2 protein-coding genes are annotated in these 26,997 nt (G+C 71.9%); both read right to left on the bottom strand.

Annotated features, from left to right (window positions below):
* Positions 1 to 132: 132 nt before the first annotated feature.
* The gene (locus AB0G59_RS26110) at positions 133 to 18,603 is read right to left on the bottom strand and encodes an SDR family NAD(P)-dependent oxidoreductase (protein ID WP_360916239.1); all 18,471 of its coding nucleotides are present in this window, start codon (positions 18,601 to 18,603) and stop codon (positions 133 to 135) included.
* Between the two features lie 35 nt (positions 18,604 to 18,638).
* The gene (locus AB0G59_RS26105; RefSeq protein WP_360916236.1) at positions 18,639 to 26,984 is read right to left on the bottom strand and encodes an SDR family NAD(P)-dependent oxidoreductase; all 8,346 of its coding nucleotides are present in this window, start codon (positions 26,982 to 26,984) and stop codon (positions 18,639 to 18,641) included.
* Positions 26,985 to 26,997 lie beyond the last annotated feature (13 nt).

Raw genomic sequence — 26,997 nt, 5'->3', positions numbered from 1 at the left:
GCTCATCTTCGTCAACGTGGACTGCGGGTTTCCCTAGATGCGCAGCCGAAAATGGGCGCACCGCACACCCGGAGGTGCGCGGTGCGCCCGTCGGCCGATGTCAGTGACTCTGGCGGCCGGTGACCGCCGATGTCAGCCGATGTCTGCCGCGAGGGCGGCGAACGCGTCCGACGTGAGCCAGTTCTCGATGATTTCGGCGGTCTTCGCGGAGTCCTCCCGCATCATCGACAGGTGGTCCGCCGCGACCAGCCGGACGGCGGCCGAGGCGACCAGCGGCTCCTGCTGCTTCGACTGACCGCCGTCCGTCTCCGGGCTCTCCAGCCCCTGGAGGGACCGGTCGCACTTGATCTCGAGGACGGGGGCCGTGGTGTGCTGGACGTCCAGGGCGTTCAGCAGGACCATCCACCGGCCCATCGCGGACAGCCGCGAGTTGGTCAGGCGTACGGGCGATTCCTCCTTGCCGCGGAAGTTGAGCCGCATCATGCCCATGTAGTCGACGCCCTCGTCGCTGTTGTGCTGGAAGCTCAGCGTGTCCAGCAGCACGACGGCCGCGGGCTTGATGCCCCACGTGTGCTCCAGCACCCCGGCCGCCGCGTAGGCGAACGAACCGCCGGAGGAGTGACCGGCCAGGACGAAGGGCTCGCCGTCGCTGGCGCGGAGCGCGCTCTCGGCGATGACCCGCGCGGCGACCTCGGGCGTCGCCGGCAGCCGCTCACCCGTGGCGAAGCCGACCAGCGGCAGCGCGGCCACGTCCCGCCTGCCCCGGAAGTGCGCGGCGAGGCGGGAGTACTGGTGGACGCCCGCGTTGGCGGTGGGTGCGCTGACACAGATCAGCTTCGGGCTGCCGGTGCCTTCGGCCAGCGTCGCCGACAGGGGCAGGTCCTCCAGTTCCGCCGTCGCCTCGAAGGTGGGGCGCAGCGCGGCGACGGTGGCCAGCATGCGCTGGGCCTCCCTCAGTTTGCCGTTCTCCATCGCGTCGAGGAACAGCCGCTCCAGCGAGTCGATCTCCGGTTCGCCGGACGACATCCTCATGGCGCCGCCGGAGGAGTCCCCGGCCGACTGCGAGGACAGCTCGCTGCGCAGCCAGGCGGCCAGGTCGGCGGGCGTCTTGCTGTCGAACACCAGGGTCGCCGGCAGGCTCAGCCCGGTGACGGTCATGAGGCGGTTGCGCAGCTCCACGGACGTCAGGGAGTCGAAGCCCAGCTCGTAGAAGTCGCGGTGCGCTTCGACGGTGTCGGGCGAGGCGTGGCCGAGGACGGCGGCGGCCTCGGCGCGGACGACGTCCACGACGTGGCGGACGCGCTCGCTGTCGCCCATCGCCAGCAGCTGCTGGATGAACGTCTCCGGCGTGCCCGCCCCTGCGGCGGCGTTCACGGCCGCGCGGCGGGCCCTGCCCAGCAGACCGCGGAACAGCGGGGCCACCTCGCCCTGCGGCCGCATGCCGCCCGTGGGCAGCCCGAGCGGTACGACGACCGGTTCGGTGGACCGGACTGCGGCGGTGAACAGGGCCAGGCCCTCTTCGACCGACAGGGGTGGCAGGTCGCCGCCCGCCTGTATGCGCTGAGCGGCGGTGGCATCGTGCTGTACGTCCACCCGCGCGTCCGTTTCCGGTGCGGCGTCGGTGTCCAGGGCCCAGGGGCCCCAGGCGAGCGACGTGCCCGCGAGGCCGCGAGCGGTGCGGTGGTGGGCGAGGGCGTCCAGGAACGCGTTCGCCGCGGAGTAGCCGCCCTGGTACGGGCCGCCCATCACTCCGGCCAGGGACGAGAAGGTGATGAACGCCGCCAGGCCGAGGTCGGCGGTGAGCTCGTGCAGGCGCCACGCCGCGTCGGCCTTGGCACGCAGGACACCGGCCACACGGTCGGGGGTCTGGGAGGTGACGGCTCCGTCGTCGTGCACGCCGGCGGTGTGGACGACCGCGGTCAGCGGGTGCTCCGCCGGTATTCCGGCCAGCAGTGCGGCGACCGCGTCGCGGTCCGCCACGTCGCACGCCGCGATCGTCACCTGGGCGCCCAGGTCACGGAGCTCCTTCTCCAGCTCGTCGGCACCGGGGGCGTCCGGCCCCCGGCGGCCGGCGAGCAGCAGGTGCCGCGTGCCCGTGGCGGCCAGTCGCCGGGCGAGACGGCCGCCCAGCGCGCCCGTGCCGCCGGTGATCAGTACGGTGCCGTCGGCGTCCCACTCGGGGGCCGGCGTGCTCGCGTCGGCGGTCACGCGGGCCAGACGGCCCACGCGTACGACGCCGTCCCGGACCACGAACTGGGCGTCGCCGGTGGCCAGCAGCGCGGGCAGGGCCGGCAGCAGCGCCGCGGCGTCCTGCTCGTCGCCGAGGTCGGCCAGGGCGAAGCGGTCCGGGTGCTCGGCCTGGGCCGAGCGCACCAGGCCCCACACCGCGCCCGCAGCCAGGTCCTCGACGCCCTCGCCGGAATCGGCGGCGATCGCCCTGCGGGTCATGAAGACCAGGCGCGAGCCGGCGAACCGCTCCTCCCCCAGCCACTCCTGGACCAGGCCCAGGACACGGGCCGTCAGCTCGTGCACCGTGCCGGGCACATCGTCCCCGGCGCCCCAGACCGGGACGAGCACCAGGCCCTCGTCGCCGGCCACGTCCTTGAGGGAGGCCGTCGGCTCGCCCACCCCGAACTCGTCGCCGCCGCCCAGCGTCACATGCCGGACGTCACCGGCCGCCTGAACCTCCGGGGCCGGAGTCCAGTCCACGCGGAACAGCGGATCCCGTCCGCTGCCCGAGGCCGACAGGCCGACTGCCGAGGGCGCCTGCAGAGCCAGCGACTCCACGGACAGCACCGGGGCGCCCGCGACATCGACTGCCGCGACGGACAGCGCGTTCTCGCTGCCGTCGAGCTTCGTCAGACGGACGCGCAGCCGGGCGGCACCGGTGGCGTGCAGCGACACGCCGCTCCAGGAGGAGGGCAGCAGGACGGCGTCCTCGTCCTCCCCCGCTCCGGCGAGCCCGGCGGCGTGAACCGCCGAGGCCAGCAGCGCCGGGTGCAACCCGAAGTGCTCGGCGTCCCCGTGTCCGTTCCCGTGTCCGTCCCGGTCGCCGTCCCCGGACGTGCCGCCCGGCAGCTCGACCTCCGCGAAGGTCTCGTCACCGCGCGTCCAGACCGCACGCAGGCCCTGGAAGGCCGGCCCGTAGTCGGTCGCGTCGTAGAAGCCGTCCAGGTCGACGGCTGCGGCGCCCAGGGGCGGCCAGACCGACGCGTCGAACTCCGCGATCCGCTCCCCCGCCGTCAGCACACCGCTGACGTGCCGCGTCCACGGCTGGTCCGGGGCGTGTTCCGGGCGCGAGTAGACGGCCACCCGGCGGGCTCCCGACGCGTCGGGGGCCTCGAGCCAGACCTGGAGGGCCACGGCCCCGTCCTCGGTCAGTACGAGCGGCCCGGTCAGGTCGAGCTCCGCGACCCGGTCGCATCCGGCCTGATCACCGGCGCGGACGGCCAGCTCCAGGAAACCGGTCCCGGGGAAGAGGACCGTGCCGCCCACCATGTGGTCGAGCAGCCAGGGGTGATCCTGAGCCGAGAGCCGGCTGGTGAACATCATCCCGTCCGAGTCCGCCAGCGGCACGGCCGCGCCCAGCAGCGGATGCCCGGCCGGGATGAGACCCGCGCCCGTCACATCACCCGTGCGCGTGGCCGGCGTCGGCCAGTAGCGCTGGTGCTGGAAGGCGTACGTCGGCAGGTCGACGCGGCGGGCGCCGGTGCCGGTGCCGGTGATGAGGGCCGTCCAGTCGACGTCGACGCCTGCGACGTGGAGTCGTGCGAGGGCGGTGAGCAGGGCGGTCTCTTCGGGCCGGTCCTTGCGCAGGGCGGGAACGACCACGAGGTCGCCGTTGTCGGCGTCCAGGCTCTGCTGGGCCATGGCGGCGAGCACGCCGTCCGGGCCCAGCTCGAGGAACGCGGTCGCACCGGCCTTGGCCAGCGTCTGCACTCCGTCGGCGAAGCGCACGGCCTCGCGGACGTGACGCACCCAGTACTCGGGGCTGCAGATGAGGTCGGTTGCCACCTCACCCGTCACGTTCGACACGAGCGGGATCTTCGGCGCGGAGTAGGACAGCGTCGACGCGACCTGCCGGAACTCCTCCAACATCGGATCCATCAGCGGGGAGTGGAAAGCGTGGCTCACCGACAGACGCTGCGTCTTACGGCCTTCTGCCGCGAACTTCTCCGCGATCTGCAGCACCGCGGCTTCGTCACCGGCGATGACAAGCGCGTTGGGGCCGTTGACCGCTGCGATGGAGACACCCTCGACGAGGCGGGGCAGTGTCTCGTCCTCGATGGCCTGGACGGCCACCATGGCACCACCAGCAGGCAGCGCCTGCATCAGCCGCGCCCGGGCCGCCACCAGCGTGCAGGCGTCATCCAGGGAAAGCACCCCGGCGACATGCGCGGCAGCGATCTCACCGATCGAGTGCCCGGCCAGGAAGTCGGGTCGTACACCCCACGACTCCACCAACCGGAACAGCGCCACCTCGACCGCGAACAACGCAGGCTGCGTATACCCGGTCTCATTCAGCGCACCGGCGTCCTCGCCGAACAGCACATCCCGCAGCGAGCCGTCCATCCGCTCCAGCACCGCATCCAGCGCCTCAGCAAACACCGGGAACCGGCCGTACAACTCACGACCCATCCCCACCCGCTGCGAACCCTGACCCGAGAAGAGGACAGCCAGCGTCCGGTCACCCGTCGCCGCGCCGCGCGCCACCTCGGCCACGGCGCCGCCGCCGGCCAGCAGCACCGCGCGGTGTTCGAAGGCCGACCGGCCCGCCGCCAGCGAGAAGCCCACGTCCACCGGGGAGAGCCCGGCCAGGGACGACAGCCGCTCGAGCTGCTGGGCCAGTGCGCCCGCCGACTTCGCCGAGACGGGCCACGGGGTCACGGCGGAGTCGTGCCCGGCCCGTGCGTCCTGGTCCCCGGCCGGCTCGTCGGCCGGCGGGGCCTGCTCGATGATGGCGTGCGCGTTCGTACCGCTGATGCCGAACGACGAGACACCCGCACGCCACGGCCGGTCCACCTCGGGCCACTGCTTCTGGTCGGTCAGCAGCTCCACCGCACCCATGGACCAGTCCACGTGGGACGAGGGCCGGTCGAGGTGCAGCGTCTTCGGCAGCACTCCGTGCCGCATCGCCATGACCGTCTTGATGACGCCCGCGACGCCGGCCGCCGCCTGGGTGTGGCCGATGTTCGACTTCACCGACCCCAGGAGCAGCGGGCGGTCCTCCGGCCGGTCCTGCCCGTAGGTGGCCAGGAGCGCCTGCGCCTCGATCGGGTCGCCGAGCGGCGTACCCGTGCCGTGTCCCTCGACCGCGTCGACGTCGGCGGTGGACAGGCCCGCGCTGGCGAGGGCCTGGCGGATGACCCGCTGCTGCGAGGGGCCGTTGGGGGCGGTGAGCCCGTTGGACGCACCGTCCTGGTTGATCGCCGAGCCGCGCACGACCGCGAGGACCTGGTGTCCGTTGCGGCGGGCGTCGGACAGCCGCTCCAGGACGAGCATGCCCACGCCCTCGGACCACGCCGTGCCGTCCGCGGTGTCCGAGTAGGTCTTGCACCGGCCGTCGGGGGCCAGGACGCCCTGCACGGTGAAGCCCGTGAAGTTGGCGGGCGTGGTCATCGTCGTGACGCCGCCGGCGAGGGCGAGCGAGCATTCGCCGGTGCGCAGGGCCTGGGCGGCCCAGTGCAGCGCGACGAGGGACGACGAGCACGCCGTGTCGACGGTGACGGCGGGGCCTTCGAGGCCGAAGGTGTAGGAGACGCGTCCGGAGACGACGCTCGCGGCGAGGCCGGTGCCGGCGTGGCCGCCGACGTCCTCCTTCGAGTTCATCACCAGCGCGCCGTAGTCCAGGCCGCTCGTGCCGACGAAGACGCCGGTCTGGCTGCCGTGCAGGCCTTCCGGGTCGATCCCGGCGCGCTCGAACGCCTCCCAGGAGGTTTCCAGCAGCAGTCGCTGCTGCGGGTCCATGGCGAGCGCCTCGCGCGGCGAGATGCCGAAGAACCCGGCGTCGAAGTCGGCGACGTCGTGCAGGAACCCACCCTCGAGGCTCGCGCTGCGGCCCCGGCCGTCGGGGCCACCGGTGCGCAGGGTCTCCAGGTCCCAGCCGCGGTCGGTCGGGAAGCCGGAGATGCCTTCCCGGCCTTCGTGGACGAGCTGCCACAGGTCTTCGGGGGAACGCACACCGCCGGGCAGGCGGCAGGCCATGCCGACGATGACGACCGGGTCCTCGGCCACCGCGGCCGTGACCGCGGCGGGGAGGCTCGCGTCTCCGTGCTCGTCCAGCAGCTCCCTGACGATGTGCTGCGCGAGGGCGACGGGGGTGGGGTAGTCGAAGACGAGCGTGGCGGGCAGGCGCAGGCCGGTGGCCGTGGTCAGGCGGTTGCGGAGTTCGACGGCGGTCAGCGAGTCGAAGCCCAGGTTGTGGAAGTCCTGCGTCGCCTCGATCGCCTTGGCCGAGGCATGGCCGAGAACGGCGGCGGCCTCGGTCCGTACGAGCTCCACCGCGAACCGGGCGCGCTCGTCCTCGCCCAGGCCCAGCAGCTGGCGGGTGAGCGCCGCCGCCGTGCCGGCCCCTCCGGCCGCGGTCGCGGCCGTTCGCCGGGTGCCCCTGACCAGACCGCGCAGCAGCGGGGGTACGTGACCCTGCATCCGGGTGGCCCCGGAGCCCGAGGCCTGGCCGATGAGGACGAGGTACGGCTCGTCCGACGTCGTGGCGGCGTCGAACAGGGCCAGGCCCTGATCGACCGTGAGCGGGGGCATGCCGGAGGCCGCGATGCGCTGCATCTCCGCCTCGGACAACGTGCCCGTCATGCCGCTCCCCTGCGCCCACGCACCCCACGCCAGGGACTGCGCGGGCAGACCCTGTGCGGCGCGGTGCTGGGCGAGGGCGTCGAGGAAAACGTTGCCGGCGGCGTAATTGCCCTGGCCCGCGCTGCCCATCACACCCGAAATGGAGGAGTACGTGATGAACGCGGCCAGGTCGAGGCCCTGCGTGGCCTGGTGAAGGTTCCACGCCGCGTCCACCTTCGGCCGCAGGACAGCCGACAAACGCTCAGGCGTCAGGGAAGTGACCACGCCGTCATCGAGGGCACCGGCCGTGTGGATCACGGCGGTCAGCGGGTGCTCTTCGGGGATCGCGGCCAGGAGGCCGGCGACAGCACCGGCATCGGTGACGTCGCACGGCGCGACCGTCACGTCGGCGCCGTGGGCGATCAGCTCCGCCTGCAGCTCCAGCGCACCCGGCGCATCGGCACCACGACGGCTCACCAGCAACAGGTGCTTCGCACCGCGCTCGGCCACCAAGTGCCGTGCGAGCTCGCCACCGAGACCACCGGTACCGCCGGTGATGAGGACCGTGCCCTCGGGGGCCCACTGTCGCGGCATCGTCAGCACGATCTTGCCGATGTGACGGGCCTGGCTCATGAAGCGGAACGCCTCGGGCGCCCGTCGTACGTCCCACGAAGCGACCGGCAGGAGCCGCAGGGCCCCCTGGTCGAACAGCTCCAGCAGTTCGGCGAGCATCTCCTGGGTCCGGTCCGGCCCCGCCTCGGCGAGGTCGAAGGCGCGGTAACGCACCCCGGTCAGCGCCTCGGGGTCACGGATGTCGGTCTTGCCCATTTCCAGGAAACGACCGCCCGGCGCCATCAACCGCAGTGAAGCGTCGACGAACTCGCCGGCCAGCGCGTTCAGCACCACGTCCACACCACGTCCACCGGTGACCTGCCGGAACCGCTCCTCGAAGTCCGTCGAGCGGGACGACGCGATGTGGTCCTCCGGAACACCCAGCTCACGCAGGGTCTCCCACTTACCCTCACTCGCCGTCGCGAACACCTCAGCGCCCACATGCCGCGCGAACTGGATCGCCGCCATGCCGACACCACCCGCGCCGGCGTGAATCAGGATCGACTCACCCGAACGCAGACCGGCCAGGTCCTTCAACGCGTACAGAGCGGTCAGGAAGACCAGCGGCACCGACGCCGCCTCCACCCCCGACCAACCCTGCGGCACTCCAGTCACATACCGCTCATCCACCACAGCCATCGGGCCGAAGCCACCGGGCACCATGCCCATCACCCGGTCGCCCGGGCGAACACCGTGCACATCGGCGCCGGTCTCGGTCACCACACCGGCGGCCTCGGCACCCAGCGGACCGGCCTCACCCGGGTACATGCCGAGGGCATTGAGGACGTCACGGAAGTTGACGCCCGCAGCCTCGACAGCCACCCGGATCTGCCCCGGAGCCAGCGGCTCCAGCGCCTCCGGATGCGGGGCGAGCACCAGGCCGTCCAGGCTGCCCTTGGCCCCGGCGTCCAGCCGCCACGGCTCACCGGCCGGAGGCACCAGACCGCGCCCCGCGACCGTACGGGCCAACCGGCCCACCCGCAGCGCACCGTCCCGCACCACGAACTGCTCATCGCCCGCGGCAAGCAACCCGGGCAGACCCGGCAGCACACCCACCACACCGTCGAGCTCACCGTCGACGTCGAGGAGCGCGAAGCGGCCCGGGTTCTCCGACTGCGCCGAGCGCACCAGACCCCACACCGCAGCCGCCGCGAGGTCGTCGACGTCCTCGCCGGAACCGGCGGCGATCGCCTTGCGGGTGACGAAGACCAGGCGCGAGGTCTCGAACCGCTCCTCCGCCAGCCACTCCTGGACCAGCGCGAGCACTCGGCCCGTCAGCTCGTGGACCGCGGCAGGAGCCTCGGCGCCGTCGCCCGAGACGGGGACGAGCACCAGGCCCTCATCGCCCGTGACCTCTGCCAGAGAGCCGGCCGTCGCACCGACGCCGAACCCGTCCACGGCGCCCAATGACACGCATCGGCCCTCCTCCGAGGACTGCGCCTGTGCTTCGGGGGCGGCGGCCCAGTCCAGGTACAGCAGCGGGTTCTGCTCGGTGCCCTGGTGGGCGGGCGCCACCACGGCCTGCCGCGCCCGCATCGCCAGCGTCTCGACCGTCAGCACCGGAGCGCCCTCGACGTCGGCGACCGCGATGGTCAGCGAGTTCTCGCCGAGCTTGACCATGCGGGCCCGTACGACCGAGGCACCGCCGGCGTGCAGCGACACACCGCTCCAGCCGAAGGGCATAACGACATAACCGTCGTTGCCGACACCGGCGATTTCGTGGGCGTGCAGCACCGCGTCCAGCAGCGCCGGATGGATGCCGAAGCGCTCGGCGTCCTCGAGGGCATCGTGCGGCAGCGCCGCCTCGATGAAGACCTCGGCGTCACGCATCCAGACCGAGCGCAGCCCCTGGAACACCGGGCCGTACTCGGTCCGGTCGTAGTAGCCCTCGATGTCCACGGCGATCGCGTCCCGGGGCGGCCAGACGGAGGCGTCGAACTCCGCCACCCGCTCGCCGGTGCCCAGCAGACCCGCGGCGTGCTCGCTCCACGCCTGATCGGCGGCATGCTCCGGGCGCGAGTAGAAGTTCACCGTACGGACGCCGGTCTCGTCGGGCGCACCCATCAGCACCTGAACGAGCGCGGCGCCGTCCTCGGCCAGCACCAGCGGGGCGAGCAGCGTGAGTTCCTCGACCCGGTCGCAGCCGACCTGGTCTCCGGCGCTCATCGCCAGCTCCAGGAATCCGGTGGCCGGGAACATGACCTTTCCGTCCACCACGTGGTCGACGAGCCAGGGGTGCGACTGCAGCGACAGCCTGCCCGTGAACAGCACCTCTTCGGAATCCGCGAGGGCCAGGGTCGCGCCCAGCAGCGGGTGTTCCGCCGGGGACAGACCGGCGCCCGTCACATCACCCGTGAGCACAGCGGGCGTCGGCCAGTAGCGCTCGTGCTGGAAGGCGTACGTCGGCAGGTCGACGCGGCGGGCGCCGGTGCCGGCGAACAGGGCCGCCCAGTCCAGGTCGATGCCCGCCACATGCAGCCGGGCGAGGGCGGTGAGCAGGGCGGTCTCTTCGGAGCGGTCCTTGCGCAGGGCGGGGACGACGACAGCCTCGTGGTCGTCAAGGCTCTGCTGAGCCATGGCGGCGAGCACGCCGTCCGGGCCCACCTCGAGGAACGCGGTCGCACCGGCCTCGGCCAAGGCCGTCACACCGTCGGCGAAGCGCACGGCCTCGCGGACGTGGCGCACCCAGTAGTCCGGGCTGCAGATGAGGTCGGTCGCCACTTCGCCGGTCACGTTCGATACGAGCGGGATCTTCGGCGCGGAGTAGGACAGCGTGGATGCGACCTGCCGGAACTCCTCCAACATCGGATCCATCAGCGGCGAATGGAACGCGTGACTCACCGACAGACGCTGCGTCTTACGACCCTCAGCCGCGAACTTCTCCGCGATCCGCAGCACTGCGGCTTCGTCACCGGCAATGACGACCGCGCGGGGGCCGTTGACCGCCGCGATCGACACACCCTCGACCAGACGGTCAGCCACCTCGGCCTCGGCCGCCTGGACCGCGACCATCGCACCACCCGAAGGCAGCGCCTGCATCAACCGCGCCCGGGCCGCCACCAACGTGCACGCATCATCCAGAGACAACACCCCGGCAACATGCGCGGCAGCGATCTCACCGATCGAGTGCCCGGCCACAAAGTCCGGGCGCACACCCCACGACTCCACCAACCGGAACAGCGCCACCTCGACCGCGAACAACGCAGGCTGCGTAAACCCGGTCTCGTTCAGCCGCTCTGCTGTGTCATCGCCGAACAGCACCTCCCGCAGCGAACCATCCATCCGCTCCAGCACCGCATCCAGCGCCTCCGCGAACACCGGGAACCGGCCGTACAACTCACGACCCATCCCCACCCGCTGCGAACCCTGACCCGAGAACAGCACCGCCAGCATGCGGCCGGAGACCGCCGCGCCGCGCGCCACCTCGGTGACAGCACCGCCATCAGCCAACAGCACCGCACGGTGCTCGAAGGCCGACCGGCCCGCCGCCAGCGAGAAGCCCACGTCCACCGGGGACAGGTCCGGTCGCTGCCCGGTCCACGTGTGCAGCTGCTCGATCTGAGCCGTCAGCGCTTCGGCCGACTTGCCGGACACCGGCCACAGCGCCGCCGACGGCTCGCGGGGCTCATCCTGGTCGTCCGCCGGTGCTTCGACCGGCGGGGCCTGCTCGATGATCGTGTGCGCGTTCGTGCCGCTGATGCCGAAGGCCGACACGCCTGCTCGGCGCGGGCGCCCGGTGTCCGGCCAGTCGGCGGCTTCGGTGAGCAGTTTGACGTCGCCGGCCGTCCAGTCCACATGGGACGACGGTGCGTCCACGTGCAGGGTGCGGGGCAGCGTGCCGTGCCGCATCGCCATGACCATCTTCATCACGCCGGCGACGCCGGCCGCCGCCTGCGAGTGGCCGATGTTCGACTTGATCGAGCCGAGCAGCAGCGGCTGTCCTTCGGCGCGCTCCTGGCCGTACGTCGCCAGCAGTGCCTGTGCCTCGATCGGGTCGCCGAGGGTCGTACCCGTGCCGTGGGCCTCGACCGCGTCGACGTCGGCGGTCGACAGGCCCGCGCTCGCCAGAGCCTGGCGGATGACCCTCTGCTGGGAGGGGCCATTGGGGGCGGTGAGCCCGTTGGACGCACCGTCCTGGTTGATCGCCGAGCCACGCACGACGGCCAGTACCGGGTGACCGTTGCGGCGGGCGTCCGACAGCCGCTCCAGGACGAGCACGCCGACGCCTTCGGACCAGCCGGTGCCGTCGGCCCCGTCGGCGAACGCCTTGCACCGGCCGTCCGAGGCCAGGCCGCCCTGCCGGGTGAAGCTGGGGAAGCCGATGGAGGTGGACATCACCGTGACGCCGCCCGCGAGGGCGAGCGAGCATTCGCCGGTGCGCAGGGACTGCGCGGCCCAGTGGAGGGCGACGAGGGACGACGAGCACGCCGTGTCGACGGTGACGGCGGGGCCTTCGAGGCCGAAGGTGTAGGAGACGCGTCCGGAGACGACACTTCCGGCGAGGCCGGTGCTGGTGTGTCCCTCGAGGTCGTCGCGCGAGTTCATCACGAGCATCGTGTAGTCCTGGCCGCCGGTGCCGACGAAGACGCCGGTCTGGCTGCCCCTGAGGGACGCGGGCTTGATCCCGGCCCGCTCGATGGCCTCCCAGGAGGTTTCCAGCAGCAGTCGCTGCTGCGGGTCCATGGCGAGCGCCTCGCGCGGCGAGATGCCGAAGAACCCGGCGTCGAAGTCACCGATGCCCTGCAGGAATCCGCCCTTGGCGGTGGCGCTGCGGCCGCGGCCGCTCTGGCCTCCGTCCATCAGGGTGTCCAGGTCCCAGCCGCGGTCGGTCGGGAAGTCGGAGATGCCTTCCCGGCCCTCCTGCACGAGCTGCCACAGGTCTTCGGGGGAACGCACGCCACCGGGCAGACGGCAGGCCATGCCGACGATGACGACCGGGTCCTCGGCCACCGCCGACGCGACCGCGACGGGGGCGTTGTCGTCGCCGTGCTCGTCCAGCAGCACCGCGATGAGGTGTTCGGCGAGCGTGGTGGGGGTGGGGTAGTCGAAGACGAGGGTCGCGGGCAGGCGCAGGCCGGTGGCGGTCGTCAGGCGGTTGCGGAGTTCGACGGCGGTCAGCGAGTCGAAGCCCAGGTTGTGGAAGTCCTGCGTCGCCTCGATCGCCTTGGCCGAGGCATGGCCGAGAACGGCGGCGGCCTCGCCGCAGACCAGGTTCACGGCGTAGCGGAGGCGCTCCTCGTCGCGCAGTTCCCACAGGCGTCGGGTGAGCAGCGCGGCCGTACCGGCTCCTCCGGCCGCGGTCGCGGCAGATCGCCGGCCGGCCTTGACGAGGCCGCGCAGGACGGCGGGCACCTCGCCGGGGATGCGCACGGATCCGGAGACGGGGCCGATGACCACCAGGTGGGCGTCGTCGCAGCTGGTGGCCGCGTCGAACAGGGCCAGACCCTGTTCGACCGTGAGCGGGGGGACGCCGGAGGCCGCGATGCGCTGCATCTCCGCCTCGGACAGCGTGCCTGTCATGCCGGTGGCCTGTGTCCAGGCGCCCCACGCCAGGGACTGCGCAGGCAGTCCCTGTGCGGCGCGGTGCTGGGCGAGGGCGTCGAGGAAGACGTTGCCGGCGGCGTAATTGCCCTGACCGGCGCTGCCCATCACACCCGAGATGGAGGAGAACATCGTGAAGGCGGCGAGGTCGAGGCTCTCGGTGGCCCGGTGCAGGTTCCACGCCGCGTCCACCTTCGGCCGCAGCACAGCCGACAGACGCTCAGGCGTCAGGGAGGTCACCACGCCGTCGTCGAGGACACCGGCCGTGTGGATCACCGCGGTCAGCGGGTGCTCCGCCGGTACCGCCGCCACCATCTCCGCCACGGCATCCGCATCGGCGGTGTCGCACGCACTGATCGTCACGTCGGCGCCATGGGCGATCAGCTCCGCCTGCAGCTCCACCGCGCCCGGCGCCTCTGCGCCACGGCGGCTCACCAGCAACAGGTGCTTCACGCCGCGCTCGGCCACCAGGTGTCGTGCGAGCTCGCTGCCCAGACCACCGGTACCGCCGGTGATGAGGACCGTGCCCTCGGGGGCCCACTGCCGCGGCATCGTCAGCACGATCTTGCCGACGTGCTGGGCTCGGCTCATGAAGCGGAACGCCTCGCCCGCACGCCGCACGTCCCATGTCGCCACCGGAAGCGGGCGCAGTACGTTCCGCGCGAAGAGTTCGAGCAGTTCGGTGAGCATCTCCTGGGTCCGGTCCGGACCCGCCTCGGCGAGGTCGAAGGCGCGGTAACGCACCCCGGTCAGGGCCTCGGGGTCACGGATGTCGGTCTTGCCCATCTCCAGGAAACGACCGCCCGGCGCCATCAACCGCAGCGACGCGTCCACGAACTCGCCCGCCAGCGCGTTCAGCACCACGTCCACACCACGGCCACCGGTGACCTGCCGGAACCGCTCCTCGAAGTCAGTCGACCGGGACGACGCAATGTGATCATCCGGAATACCCAGCTCACGCAGGGTCTCCCACTTACCCTCACTCGCCGTCGCGAACACCTCGGCACCCACATGCTGCGCGAACTGAATCGCCGCCATGCCGACACCACCGGCACCGGCGTGAATCAGGATCGACTCACCCGCCCGCAGACCGGCCAGATCCTTCAACGCGTACAGAGCCGTCAGGAACACCAGCGGCACCGAAGCCGCCTCCACCCCCGACCAACCCTCCGGCACTCCCACCACATACCGCTCATCCACCACAGCCATCGGACCGAAGCCGCCCGGCACCATGCCCATCACCCGGTCGCCGACAGCGAGTCCGGTGACGCCCGGCCCGACCTCCGCCACCACACCGGCGGCCTCGGCACCCAGCAGGCCGGCCTCACCCGGGTACATGCCCAGTGCGTTGAGGACGTCGCGGAAGTTCAGTCCGGCGGCCTGGACCTCCAGGCGGACCTGGCCCGGAGCGAGCGGCTCCAGTACCTCGGTGCAGGGCGCCAGTACCAGCCCGTCGAGGCTGCCCTTGGCCCCGGCATCCAGCCGCCACGGCTCACCGGCCGGAGGCAGCAGGCCGCCCCCGGAGGCCGTACGGGCCAGCCGGCCCACCCGCAGGTCGCCGTCCCGCACGACGAACTGCTGGTCACCGGCTGCGAGCAGCCCCGGCAGGCCCATCAGCAGACCCGGGAAGTCGTCGTCGGCGCCGTCGACGTCGAGGAGCGCGAAGCGACCGGGGTTCTCCGACTGCGCCGAGCGCACCAGACCCCACACCGCAGCCGCCGCGAGGTCGTCGACGGACTCGCCGTCCGTGGCCGACACGGCGTTGCGCGTCACGAACACCATGCGCGAGGCGGCGAACCGCTCCTCCGTCAGCCACTCCTGGACCAGTCCGAGCACCCGGGCCGTCAGCTCGTGCACCGCGCCGGACACATCGGCGCCGCTGCACGGGACGGGGACGAGCACCAGGTCCTCGTCGCCCGCGGCCTCCGCCAGGGAAGCGATCGTGGCAGCGTCCGCGAAGCCGTCGGCACCCAACGACACCCATCGGGTGCCCTCGCGCGGCTGCGTCTCCGGGGCCGGCACCCACTCCAGCCGGAGCAGCGAGTCCTGCTCGGCCCGGCGCGGGGCGGGCGCCTCCACGGCCTGTCGCGCCCGCATCGCCAGCGTCTCGACCGTCAGCACCGGAGCGCCCTCGACGTCGGCGACCGCGATGGACACCGAGTCCTCGCCGAGCTTGACCATGCGGGCCCGTACGACCGAGGCGCCGTGGGCGTGCAGCGACACACCGCTCCAGCCGAAGGGCATGAGCGCGTGCTCCGCGTCGCCCACGCCGGCGACGCCGTGGGCGTGCAACACCGCGTCCAGCAGCGCCGGGTGCATGCCGAAGCTCTCGGCCTCGCCGGCCGCGTCGCCGGTCAGGGCCGCTTCGATGAAGACCTCGTCGTCGCGGAGCCAGACCGAGCGCAGTCCCTGGAAGACCGGGCCGTACTGGGTCCGCTCGTAGAACCCTTCGAGGTCGACGACCACCGCGTTCTGGGGCGGCCAGACGGAGGCGTCGAACTCCGCCACCCGCTCGCCGGTGCCCAACAGACCGGTGGCGTGTTCGGTCCACGCCTGGTCCTCGGCGTCCTCCGGGCGGGCGTAGAGGCTCACGGTGCGGGCGCCCGCCTCGTCGGGGGCGCCGACGAGCACCTGCACGAGTGCGGCGCTCGCCTCGGTCAGCACCAGCGGAGCGACGAGCGTGAACTCCTCGACCCGGTCGCAGCCGACCTGGTCCGCGGCGCGCATCGCCAGTTCCAGGAATCCGGTGCCGGGGAAGAGGATCTTGCCGTCCACGACGTGGTCGGCGAGCCAGGGGTGCGTGTGGGGGGACAGCCTGCCGGTGAACAGCACCTCGTCCGAGTCCGCGAGGGCCAGGGTCGCGCCCAGCAGCGGGTGTTCCGCCGGGGACAGGCCCGCGCCCGTCACATCGCCCGTCAGGGCGGCCGGCCGCGGCCAGTACCGCTCGTGCTGGAAGGCGTACGTCGGCAGGTCCACCCGGCGGGCGCCGGTGCCGGCGAACAGCTGGGACCAGTCCGCTTCGACGCCCGCGACGTGCAGTCGCGCGAGCGCGATGAGCAGGGCGGTCTCTTCGGGGCGGTTCTTGCGCAGCGCGGGTACGACCACCGCGTTCTCGGCGGCTTCGCCCAGGCTGTGCTGCGCCATGGCCGCCAGCACGCCGTCCGGGCCGAGCTCCAGGAACGTGGTGACGCCCGCCTCGGCGAGTGCCTGCACGCCGTCCGTGAAGCGGACGGTCTCGCGGACGTGGCGAACCCAGTACTCGGGGCTGCACACGAGCTCTTCCGTGGCCAGTTCACCGGTCACGTTCGACACGACCGGGATCCGCGGTGCCGAGAAGGAGAGCCCGGATACGACCTGCCGGAAGTCCTCCAGCATGGGGTCCATCAGAGGCGAGTGGAACGCGTGGCTCACCGTAAGTCGCAGCGTCTTGCGGCCCTCGGCCGCGAGCCGCTCGGCGACGCCCAGCACCGCGGTCTCGTCGCCGGCGATGACGAGCGAGTCCGGTCCGTTGACCGCCGCGATCGCCACGCCGTCGACCAGGCGCCCGGTCACCTCGGCCTCGGTGGCCTGGACGGCGACCATGGCCCCGCCCGTGGGCAGTGCCTGCATCAGCCGCGCCCTGGCCGCGACGAGGGTGCACGCGTCCTGGAGCGAGAGGACGCCGGCGACGTGGGCCGCCGCGATCTCGCCGATGGAGTGGCCGGCGACGAAGTCCGGGCGCAGGCCCCAGGACTCCACCAGGCGGTAGAGGGCCACTTCGATGGCGAACATCGCGGGCTGGGTGAAGCCCGTGCGGTCCAGCAGGTCCGCCTCGGGCGTGCCTGCCTCGGCGAAGAGCACCTCGCGCAACGGACGCTCCAGTTCGGCGTCCAGGCTTGCGGTCACCGCGTCCAGGGCCTCGGCGAAGACCGGGAACCGGGCGTAGAGGTCCCGGCCCATGCCGGGGCGCTGGGAACCCTGTCCCGAGAAGAGGAAGGCCGACTTGCCGGCAGGCGTGTCCGGGGCGACGCCCCGCGCGACCTCGGTGATCCCGGTATCGCCGGCCAGCAGAACGGCGCGGTGCGCGAAGGTGGACCTGCCGGTGGCCAGTGAGAAGCCCACGTCGACCGGTGACCGGTCGGTGAGTGCCGTGATGCGCTCCAGCTGGGCGGCCAGCGCGTCCTCGGTCTTCGCCGACACCAGCCACGGCACGACCGTGGGCGCGGCCGCGGCGGCCGGTGCGGGCTGCGAGGCGTCGGAGTCGGCCGCGGCGGGCGCTCCGGCTGTGGGGTCGGTCGCCGCTTCGGCTGCCGGGGCCTGCTCGATGATGGCGTGCGCGTTGGTGCCGCTGATGCCGAAGGACGACACGCCCGCTCGCCACGGCCTGTCGGCCTCGGGCCACGGAGTGCGCCCGGTCAGCAGCTCCACCGCGCCCGCCGACCAGTCGACGTGCGTGGAAGGCCGGTCCACGTGCAGTGTCTTGGGCAGCACGCCGTGCTGCATCGACAGGACCATCTTGATGATGCCCGCGACGCCGGCCGCCGCCTGGGTGTGACCGATGTTCGACTTGACCGAGCCCAGCAGCAGCGGCCGCTCGGGGTCGCGGTCCTGCCCGTACGTGGCCAGGAGCGCCTGGGCCTCGATCGGGTCACCGAGGGTCGTGCCGGTGCCGTGGGCCTCGACGACGTCGACGTCGCCGGTCGCCAGGCCCGCGCTGGCGAGGGCCTGGCGGATGACCCTCTGCTGGGAGGGGCCGTTGGGGGCGGTGAGCCCGTTGGACGCACCGTCCTGGTTGACGGCCGAACCGCGCACCACGGCGAGGATCTTGTGCCCGTTGCGGCGGGCGTCGGACAGCCGCTCCAGTACGAGCACGCCGACGCCTTCGGACCAGCCGGTGCCGTCGGCCGCGTCGGCGAACGCCTTGCACCGGCCGTCCGTGGCCAGGCCACCCTGGCGGCTGAAGCCGGCGAATCCCATCGGCGTCGACAGGACCGTCACACCGCCGGCCAGCGCCAGCGAGCACTCGCCGTTGCGCAGCGCGTGGGAAGCGATGTGCAGGGCCACGAGGGATGACGAACATGCCGTGTCGACCGTCACCGCGGGACCTTCGAGCCCGAAGGTGTACGACACGCGTCCGGAAATCACGCTGCTCGCCAGGCCGGTGCCGGCGTGGCCTTCCGTGTCCTCGCGGGAGTTCATCACGACGCCCGCGTAATCGACGCCGTTCGTGCCGACGAACACGCCCGTCCGGCTGCCGCGCAGGCCCGAGGGGTCGATTCCGGCCCGCTCGAACGCCTCCCATGACGTTTCCAGCAGCAGACGCTGCTGCGGGTCCATCGCCACCGCCTCGCGCGGCGAAATTCCGAAGAAGCCCGCGTCGAACGCACCGGCGTCGACGAATCCGCCCTCGGCGGTCGCGCTGCTGCCGTTGCCGTCACCACGGAGAGCGTCGATGTTCCACCCACGGTCGGTGGGGAATTCCGAGATTCCGTCCCGGCCCTCGTCCAGCAGCTTCCAGAGCTCTTCCGGTGACTGCACCCCGCCGGGGAGCCGGCAGGCCATCCCTACGATCGCGATCGGCTCCTGCTTGCCGGACTCGACTTCCAGCAGCCGTTGGCGGGTCTGGTGCAGGTCGGCCGTGACCCACTTGAGGTAGTCAACGAGCTTGCTGTCGTTCGACATGACGAGGAACCTTCCCTGTGAATAATGAGGCCGGATCAGCGATCGCTCAGACGGCCGAGCTCGTTGTCGATGAAGTCGAAAATTTCATCGGTGCTGGCGGATTCGATCCGCTCGGTGACATGGGCACCGGTGGTTTCCGCGTCGCCCTCTCGCCACTTCTCCAATATGTGGAGCAGCCGGTTGGCGACCGCCGCCCTGGTGAGGGCGTCCGGCTCGCTCGCGGCAAGCGTGGAGTCCAGGCGGTCGATTTCCGCCAGGAGTGAGGGGCTTTCCCCGGCGCTCTCCTCGCCCACGAGCTGCGAGACGAGGTGGTCGGCCAGGTTGGCGGGGGTCGGGTAGTCGAATACCAAGGTGGCGGAGAGACGCAGTCCTGTCGCCGTGGACAGTCGGTTGCGCAATTCCACAGCAGTCAGCGAATCGAAACCCAGGTCGTGGAATTCCCGTTTCGCTTCGACCGCCTTGGAGGAGGCGTGGCCGAGGACGGCGGCGGCTTCGGTCCGTACGAGGTCGACCACGAATCCGGGTCGTTCCTCTTCCGGCATTTCCCGGAGCCGCCGGGTGAACATGACCGCGGTGGCCGCTCCGCCGGCCGTGGAAGCGGCCGACCGGCGGGCACTCTTCACCAGGCCCCGGAGCAGCGCGGGGACGTCGCCCCGCACCCGCCTGGCACCGGAGGTGGGGCCGATGGGGACAAGGTGGCTCTCGTCGCACGCCGTGGCGGCGTCGAACAGCGCCAGGCCCTGCTCCACCGACAGCGGGGGAACGCCGGAGGCCGCGATGCGCTGCATCTCCGCCTCGGACAGCGTGCCCGTCATGCCGCTCCCCTGCGCCCACGCACCCCACGCCAGGGACTGCGCGGACAGACCCTGGGCGGCACGGTGCTGGGCGAGGGCGTCGAGAAAGACGTTGCCGGCGGCGTAATTGCCCTGACCGGCGCTGCCCATCACACCCGAGATGGAGGAGTACGTGATGAACGCGGCGAGGTCGAGGCCCTTGGTCGCCTGGTGAAGGTTCCACGCCGCGTCCACCTTCGGCCGCAGCACGGCCGACAGACGCTTAGGCGTCAGGGAGGTCACCACGCCGTCGTCGAGGACACCGGCCGTGTGGATCACGGCGGTCAGCGGGTGCTCCGCCGGAACCCCCGCCACCAACTCGGCGACGGCGTCCGCGTCGGCGGTGTCGCACGCGCTGATCGTCACGTCGGCGCCCTGGGCGATCAGCTCGGCCCGCAACTCCACTGCGCCCGGGGCGTTCGCGCCGCGCCGGCTCGCCAGCAGCAGGTGCTTCAGACCGCGCCGGGTGACGAGATGCCGTGCCAGCTCGCCGCCGAGCCCACCCGTGCCACCGGTGATCAGTACGGTGCCCTCCGCATCCCATGCGGGGACCGCCGTCTCCTCGGCCGTGACACGGGCGAGCCGGCCGACGTGCAGCATCCCGTCCCGTACGACGAACTGGGCGTCGCCCGCAGCCAGGAGCGCCGGCAGGCCCGGCAGTACCTGGGCGGCGTCCTCGACATCCTCGGCGTCCTCGACGTCGAGCAGGACGAACCGCCCGGGGTTCTCCGACTGCGCCGAGCGCACCAGGCCCCGGACCGCGGCCGCTGCCAGGTCCTCGACGCCGTCGCCGGCGTGAGCGGAGACGGCGCCGCGGGTCACGAACACCAGCTGCGACGCGGCGAACCGGCTCTCGGCGAGCCACTCCTGCAGCAGGCCCAGCACCCGGGCCGTGAGCTCGTGCACCGTCGCGGGTACGTCATCGCCGGCGGCGTCGCTGCCCATACGGGGCACGGAGGCCAGGACCAGCTCCGGAACCGGCCCGTCCAGAGCAGCCAGTCCCTCGGCGCCGACAGCCACGGTTCCGTAGCGGACGCCTTCGGAAGCGTTGCCTTCCGGTGCCGGCACCCACTCCAGCCTCAGCAGCGAACCTTCGTCGGCGCCGCGGGCAGTGGACACTTCGGCATCCGGGAGGACCCGCAGGGCCAGCGATTCCACCGACAGCACCGGAGCACCGGAGCCGTCGACCGCCGCGATCGACACCGAGTTCTCCCCGGTCCTCGCAATGCGTGCCCGTACGGCCGAGGCGCCGGCGGCGTGGAGCGAGACGCCGTTCCACGACTGTGCGGTGAGCTGCTGCTCCTCGTCGTCCAGTCCCGCGAACCCGACGGCCTGCACCATCGCTTCCAGGAGCGCCGGGTGAAGCCCGAAGTACTGGGCATCGTCCGCCTGGTCCGGCAGCGCGATGTCGACATATGCCTCGTCGCCCAGCGTCCAGACGGCACGCAGCCCCTGGAACACCGGACCGATGTCGGTCGCGTCGTCGTAGAAGCCCGCCAGATCGACGGCGACAGCACCCTGCGGCGGCCAGACCGACGCGTCGAACTCGGCAGTCAGCTCGCCCGCGGCCAGCACACCACTGGCGTGCCCGGTCCACGCCTGGTCGTCGTCGGCGCTTTCGGGGCGGGAGTAGAAGCTCACCTCGCGGGCCCCGGACTCGTCCGGGGCACCCACGCGGACCTGGAGGACCACGGCGTCGCCCTCTGCCAGGACGAGCGGCTCGGTGAGACCGAGCTCTTCGACCCGGTCGCAACCGACCTGGTCGCCGGCGCGGACGGCCAGCTCCAGGAACCCGGAGGCCGGGAAGACCACAGCACCGCCGACCGTGTGCTCGGAGAGCCACGCGTGGGTCTGCAGCGAAAGCCTGCCCGTGAACAACGCGCCTTCGGAGCCCGCCAGTGCGATCGCCGCGCCAAGGAGCGGATGCTCGGCGGGCCGGAGACCGGCGGACGTCACATCACCCGTGTAGGCAGCGGGCCTGGGCCAGTAGCGCTCGTGCTGGAAGGCGTACGTCGGCAGGTCGACGCGGCGGGCGCCGGTGCCGGTGAAGAGGGCCGACCAGTCCACGTCGACGCCCGCCACGTGCAACCGGGCGAGGGCGGTGAGCAGCGAGGTCTCCTCCGGCCGGTCCTTGCGCAGGGCGGGGACGACGACAGCCTCGTGGTCGTCAAGGCTCTGCTGGGCCATGGCGGCGAGCACGCCGTCCGGGCCCACCTCGAGGAACGCGGTCGCACCGGCGTCGGCGAGCGTCTGCACGCCGTCGGCGAAGCGGACGGCTTCGCGGACGTGGCGCACCCAGTAGTCCGGGCTGCAGACCAGCTCCGCGGATGCCACCTCACCCGTCACGTTCGATACGAGCGGGATCTTCGGCGCGGAGTAGGACAGCGTCGACGCGACCTGCCGGAACTCCTCCAACATCGGATCCATCAGCGGGGAGTGGAAAGCGTGGCTGACCGACAGACGCTGCGTCTTGCGGCCCTCGGCGGCAAACTTCTCCGCGATCCGGAGCACCGCGGCTTCGTCACCGGCGATGACGACCGCCTTGGGGCCGTTGACCGCTGCGATGGAGACACCCTCGACAAGACGGTCAGCCACCTCGGCCTCGGCCGCCTGGACCGCGACCATCGCACCGCCGGCAGGCAGCGCCTGCATCAACCGCGCCCGGGCATCAACAAGAGCGCACGCATCGTCCAGAGACAGCACCCCGGCGACATGCGCGGCAGCGATCTCACCGATGGAATGACCGGCCACAAAGTCCGGGCGTACGCCCCAGGACTCTACGAGACGGAACAGCGCCACCTCGACCGCGAACAGCGCAGGCTGCGTAAACCCGGTCTCGTTCAGCCGCTCTGCTGTGTCATCGCCGAACAGCACCTCCCGCAGCGAGCCGTCCATCCGCTCCAGCACCGCATCCAGCGCCTCCGCGAACACCGGGAACCGGCCGTACAACTCACGACCCATCCCCACCCGCTGCGAACCCTGCCCCGAGAAGAGGACAGCCAGCGTCCGGTCACCCGTCGCCGCGCCACGCGCCACCTCGGTGACAGCATCACCATCAGCCAGCAGCACCGCACGCTGTCCAAACGTCGACCGGCCCGTCGCCAGGGAGAAGCCCACATCGGCCGGGGACAGCCCCTCCAACGCCGACACCCGCTCCAGCTGCTCCGCCAGCGCATCCTCGGACTTCGCCGACACCAGCCACGGCACCACTGCAGGCGACGGGGTCTGCGACGCTGCGGGCTGCTGCTCAGCGAGGGCCTCGGCCGGGCCCGCCTGCTCCAGCACCACATGCGCGTTCGTCCCGCTCAGCCCGAACGACGACACGCCCGCGCGCCACGGCCGGTCCACCTCGGGCCACGACGTGTGCTCCGTCAAAAGCTCCACCGCGCCCGCCGACCAGTCCACGTGCGAGGACGGAGCGTCCACGTGCAGCGTCTTCGGCAGCACACCGTGCCGCATCGCCATGACCATCTTGATCACACCCGCGACACCGGCCGCGGCCTGCGTATGACCAAGGTTCGACTTCACCGAACCCAGCCACAACGGCCGCTCCTCCGGCCGCTCCTGGCCATACGTCGCCAGCAGCGCCTGAGCCTCGATCGGATCACCCAACGTCGTACCCGTACCGTGCGCCTCAACCACATCGACATCCGCAGCCGACAACCCACCACTCGCCAACGCCTGGCGAATCACCCGCTGCTGCGACGGACCATTAGGCGCCGTCAAACCATTCGACGCGCCATCCTGATTAACCGCAGAACCACGCACCACAGCCAGCACACGGTGACCATTACGCCGCGCATCCGACAACCGCTCCAGCACCAGCACACCGACACCCTCGGACCAGCCCGTGCCATCGGCCGCGTCGGCGAACGCCTTGCACCGGCCGTCCGTGGCCAGGCCACCCTGGCGGCTGAAGCCCGCGAAGCTCATGGGCGTGGACAGGACCGTCACACCGCCGGCCAGGGCGAGCGAGGTCTCGCCGTTGCGCAACGACTGCGAGGCGAGGTGCAGCGCCACAAGTGAGGAGGAACAGGCGGTGTCGACCGTGACCGCCGGTCCTTCGAAACCGAACGTGTAGGAAAGGCGCCCGGAAATGACGCTGTTGGCGAGGCCGGTACTCGCGTGGCCCTCCACGTCCTCCCGGGAATTCATCACCAGCGTGGCGTAGTCCTGGCCGGTGGTGCCGACGAAGACACCGGTGCTGCTCCCCCGCAGAGCCGCGGGGTCGATCGCCGCGCGTTCGATCGCTTCCCAGGTGGTCTCGAGCAGCAACCGTTGCTGGGGGTCCATCGCCAGCGCTTCGCGCGGCGAGATCCCGAAGAACCCGGCGTCGAACTCCCCCACTCCCTGGAGGAACCCGCCGCGTCGCGTGGCGCTGACGCCTCGGCCTTCCGGATTGCTGCCGAACAGCGCGTCCAGGTCCCAGCCCCGGTCCGTGGGGAAGCCGCCGATCGCGTCCTGCCCCTCCAGGAGCATCTGCCAGAGGTCTTCCGGCGAACGCACCCCACCGGGCATCCGGCACGCCATCCCGACGATGGCGATCGGCTCGTCGGCGAATCGTCGGGCGTCCACGGCAACGCCAGTGTCCGCAGTGTCCGCGTCCGCGTGCTCGTCCAGCAGCTCTCCGGCGAGGTGCCTGGCGAGCGTGGTGGGGGTGGGGTAGTCGAAGATCAGGGTTGCCGGGAGCCTGAGGCCGGTGACGACGGTCAGACGATTGCGCAGCTCCAGCGCGGTCAGTGAGTCGAAGCCCAGTTCCCTGAACTCCCGGCCCACGTCGATCGCCTTGGCGGAGGCATGTCCGAGGACGGCCGCGGCTTCGGTTCGTACGAGGTCCGCGGCGAACCGGCCGCGCTCCTCCTCGCCCATGGCCAGGAGCTGGCGTGCGAGCGTCGCCGCCGTACCGGCACCTCCGGCGGCCGTCGCGGCCGCACGCCGGGCTCCCTTGATCAAGCCCCGCAGCACTGCCGGCACCTGACCGCGCATGCGCGCGGTGCCGCCGGCCGGAGCCGGGCCGATGGGCACGATGTACGCCTCGTCGGACGCCGTGGCGGCGTCGAACAGGGCCAGGCCCTGCTCCACCGACAGCGGGGGGACGCCGGAGGCCGCGATGCGCTGCATGTCGGCCTCGGACAGCGTGCCCGTCATGCCGCTGGTCTGCGCCCACGCGCCCCACGCCAAGGACTGCGCCGCCAGCCCCTGCGACCTGCGGAATTGGGCCAGTACGTCGAGGAAGACATTGCCGGCGGCGTAGTTGCCCTGGCCCGCACTGCCCATCACACCCGAGATGGAGGAGTACGTGATGAACGCGGCCAGGTCGAGACCCTGAGTGGCCCGGTGAAGGTTCCACGCCGCATCCACCTTCGGCCGCAGCACAGCCGAGAGACGCTCCGGCGACAACGACGTCACCACGCCGTCGTCCAGCACACCCGCCGTGTGAATCACCGCGGTCAGCGGATGCTCCGACGGGACTCCCGCCAGCAGATCCGCAACGGCACTCGCATCAGCGACATCGCATGCCACGACTGAAACGTCGGCTCCCTGAGCAATCAGCTCAGCCCGCAGCTCCACCGCACCCGGTGCCTCCACACCACGGCGGCTCACCAGCAACAGGTGCTTCACACCGCGCTCGGCCACCAAGTGCCGTGCGAGCTCGCCACCGAGACCACCGGTACCACCGGTGATCAGCACCGTCCCTTCGGGAGCCCATTCCGGAGTCGACACCGCGCCCGTCGTGAGGCGCGCCAGCCGTCCGACCCGTACCTGTCCCCCGCGCACCACGAACTGGGCATCGCCGGTGGTCAACAGACCGGGCAGGAGCGGGAGGACCGGAAGGGCATCCGTCAGCGCAGGCGAGGCGTCGTTCCCCGCGATGTCGAGGAGCACGAACCGGTCGGGGTTCTCCGACTGGGCAGCACGCAGCAGACCCCAGGCAGCGCCGGCCGCCAGGTCCTGCACCGCATCGCCCTCATGGGCACACACGGCGTTACGGGTGACGAACACGAGCCGGGACGCCGAGAAGCGCTCCTGTGCCAGCCATTCCTGGACCAGTCGCAGGACCCGTGCGGTGGCGTCATGCACCGCGCCGGGCACCTCGTCGCCCTCGGCCGGGACCGGAACCAGCACCAGGTCCGGCACCGGCTGTGCTTCGTCACTCCCGAGCTCGGAGAGGGAGCCGATCGTAGCGATGCCCGCTCCGAACCCGTCGGTGCCGAGCGCCACACACCGGAGCCCTTCGGTCTCCTGTACCTGCGGAGCCGGAATCCACTCCAGCCGCAACAGGGAGCCGTGCCGGTCACCACGGGCCGCCTGCTCCTGCGGCGCGGACGGTGCGCGCAGCACCAGCGAGTCCACCGACAGCACTGGGGCACCGGCGCCGTCGATCACCGCGATCGACACCGAGTCGTCGCCGGTCCTGGCGATACGCACCCGCGCCGTGGACGCGCCACCGGCGTGCAGTGAGACACCGCTCCAGGCAGACGGCAGCAGCTCGGCCGTCTGCTCCTCGCCCGCGCCCTCGGCTCCGGCTCCGGCGAACCCGGTCGCGGCCTGCACCGCCGCCGTCAGCAAGGCCGGGTGGAGCCCGTACCGGTCGGCATCGCCGGACACCTCGCCCGGGAGTACGACCTCGGCGAACGTCTCGTCGCCTCGCACCCATGCCGCACGCAGGCCCTGGAGGGCCGGCCCGTACTCGAGGCGGTCGTAGAAGTCCTCCAGGTCCACAGCCGTCGCGCCCTGCGGCGGCCAGACCGTACCGTCGAACGTCGCGATCCGCTCACCCGAGGAGAGAACACCCGTGGCGTGCTCGGTCCACGCCTGATCCATGGCATCCGTGGCCTGCGAGTAGAGGCTCACCTCACGGGCTCCCGACGCGTCGGGAGCGCCCACCCATACCTGCACCAACACGGCGCCGTCGTCGGTGAGCACCAGGGGCGTACCGAGGGCGAGTTCCTCGACCCGGCCGCATCCGACCTGGTCGCCGGCGCGGATGGCGAGTTCGAGGAAGGCCGCTGCGGGGAACACGACCGCCCCGCCCACCGCATGGTCCTTGAGCCATGCGTGCGTGTTGAGCGACAGGCGGCCCGTGAACAGCACACCGTCCGAACCGGCCGGTGCGACGGCCGCACCCAGCAGCGGGTGCTCGGCCGGCATGAGGCCTGCGGCAGTCACGTCGCCGAGATCGGCCGTCAGCGTGGGCCAGTACCGCTCGTGCTGGAAGGCATAGGTCGGGACATCCACCCGACGGGCGCCCATACCGGCAAAGCAGGCCGCCCAGTCGATGCCGATGCCTGCGACGTGGAGCCGGGCGAGGGCGGTGAGCAGGGCGGTTTCTTCGGGGCGGTCCTTGCGCAGGGCGGGGACGACGACGGCCTCGTGGTCGTCAAGGCTCTGTTGGGCCATGGCGGCGAGCACGCCGTCCGGACCCACCTCGAGGAACGCGGTCGCACCGGCCTCGGCCAGGGCCGTCACACCGTCGGCGAAGCGGACGGCCTCGCGGACGTGGCGCACCCAGTAGTCCGGGCTGCAGACCAGCTCCGCGGATGCCACCTCACCCGTCACG

This window comes from Streptomyces sp. NPDC021096, assembly GCF_040641275.1.
Classification (GTDB): Bacteria; Actinomycetota; Actinomycetes; order Streptomycetales; family Streptomycetaceae; genus Streptomyces.
Note: the sequence above shows the minus strand (reverse complement) of the source record. Positions and strands in the feature narration are given on the sequence as shown.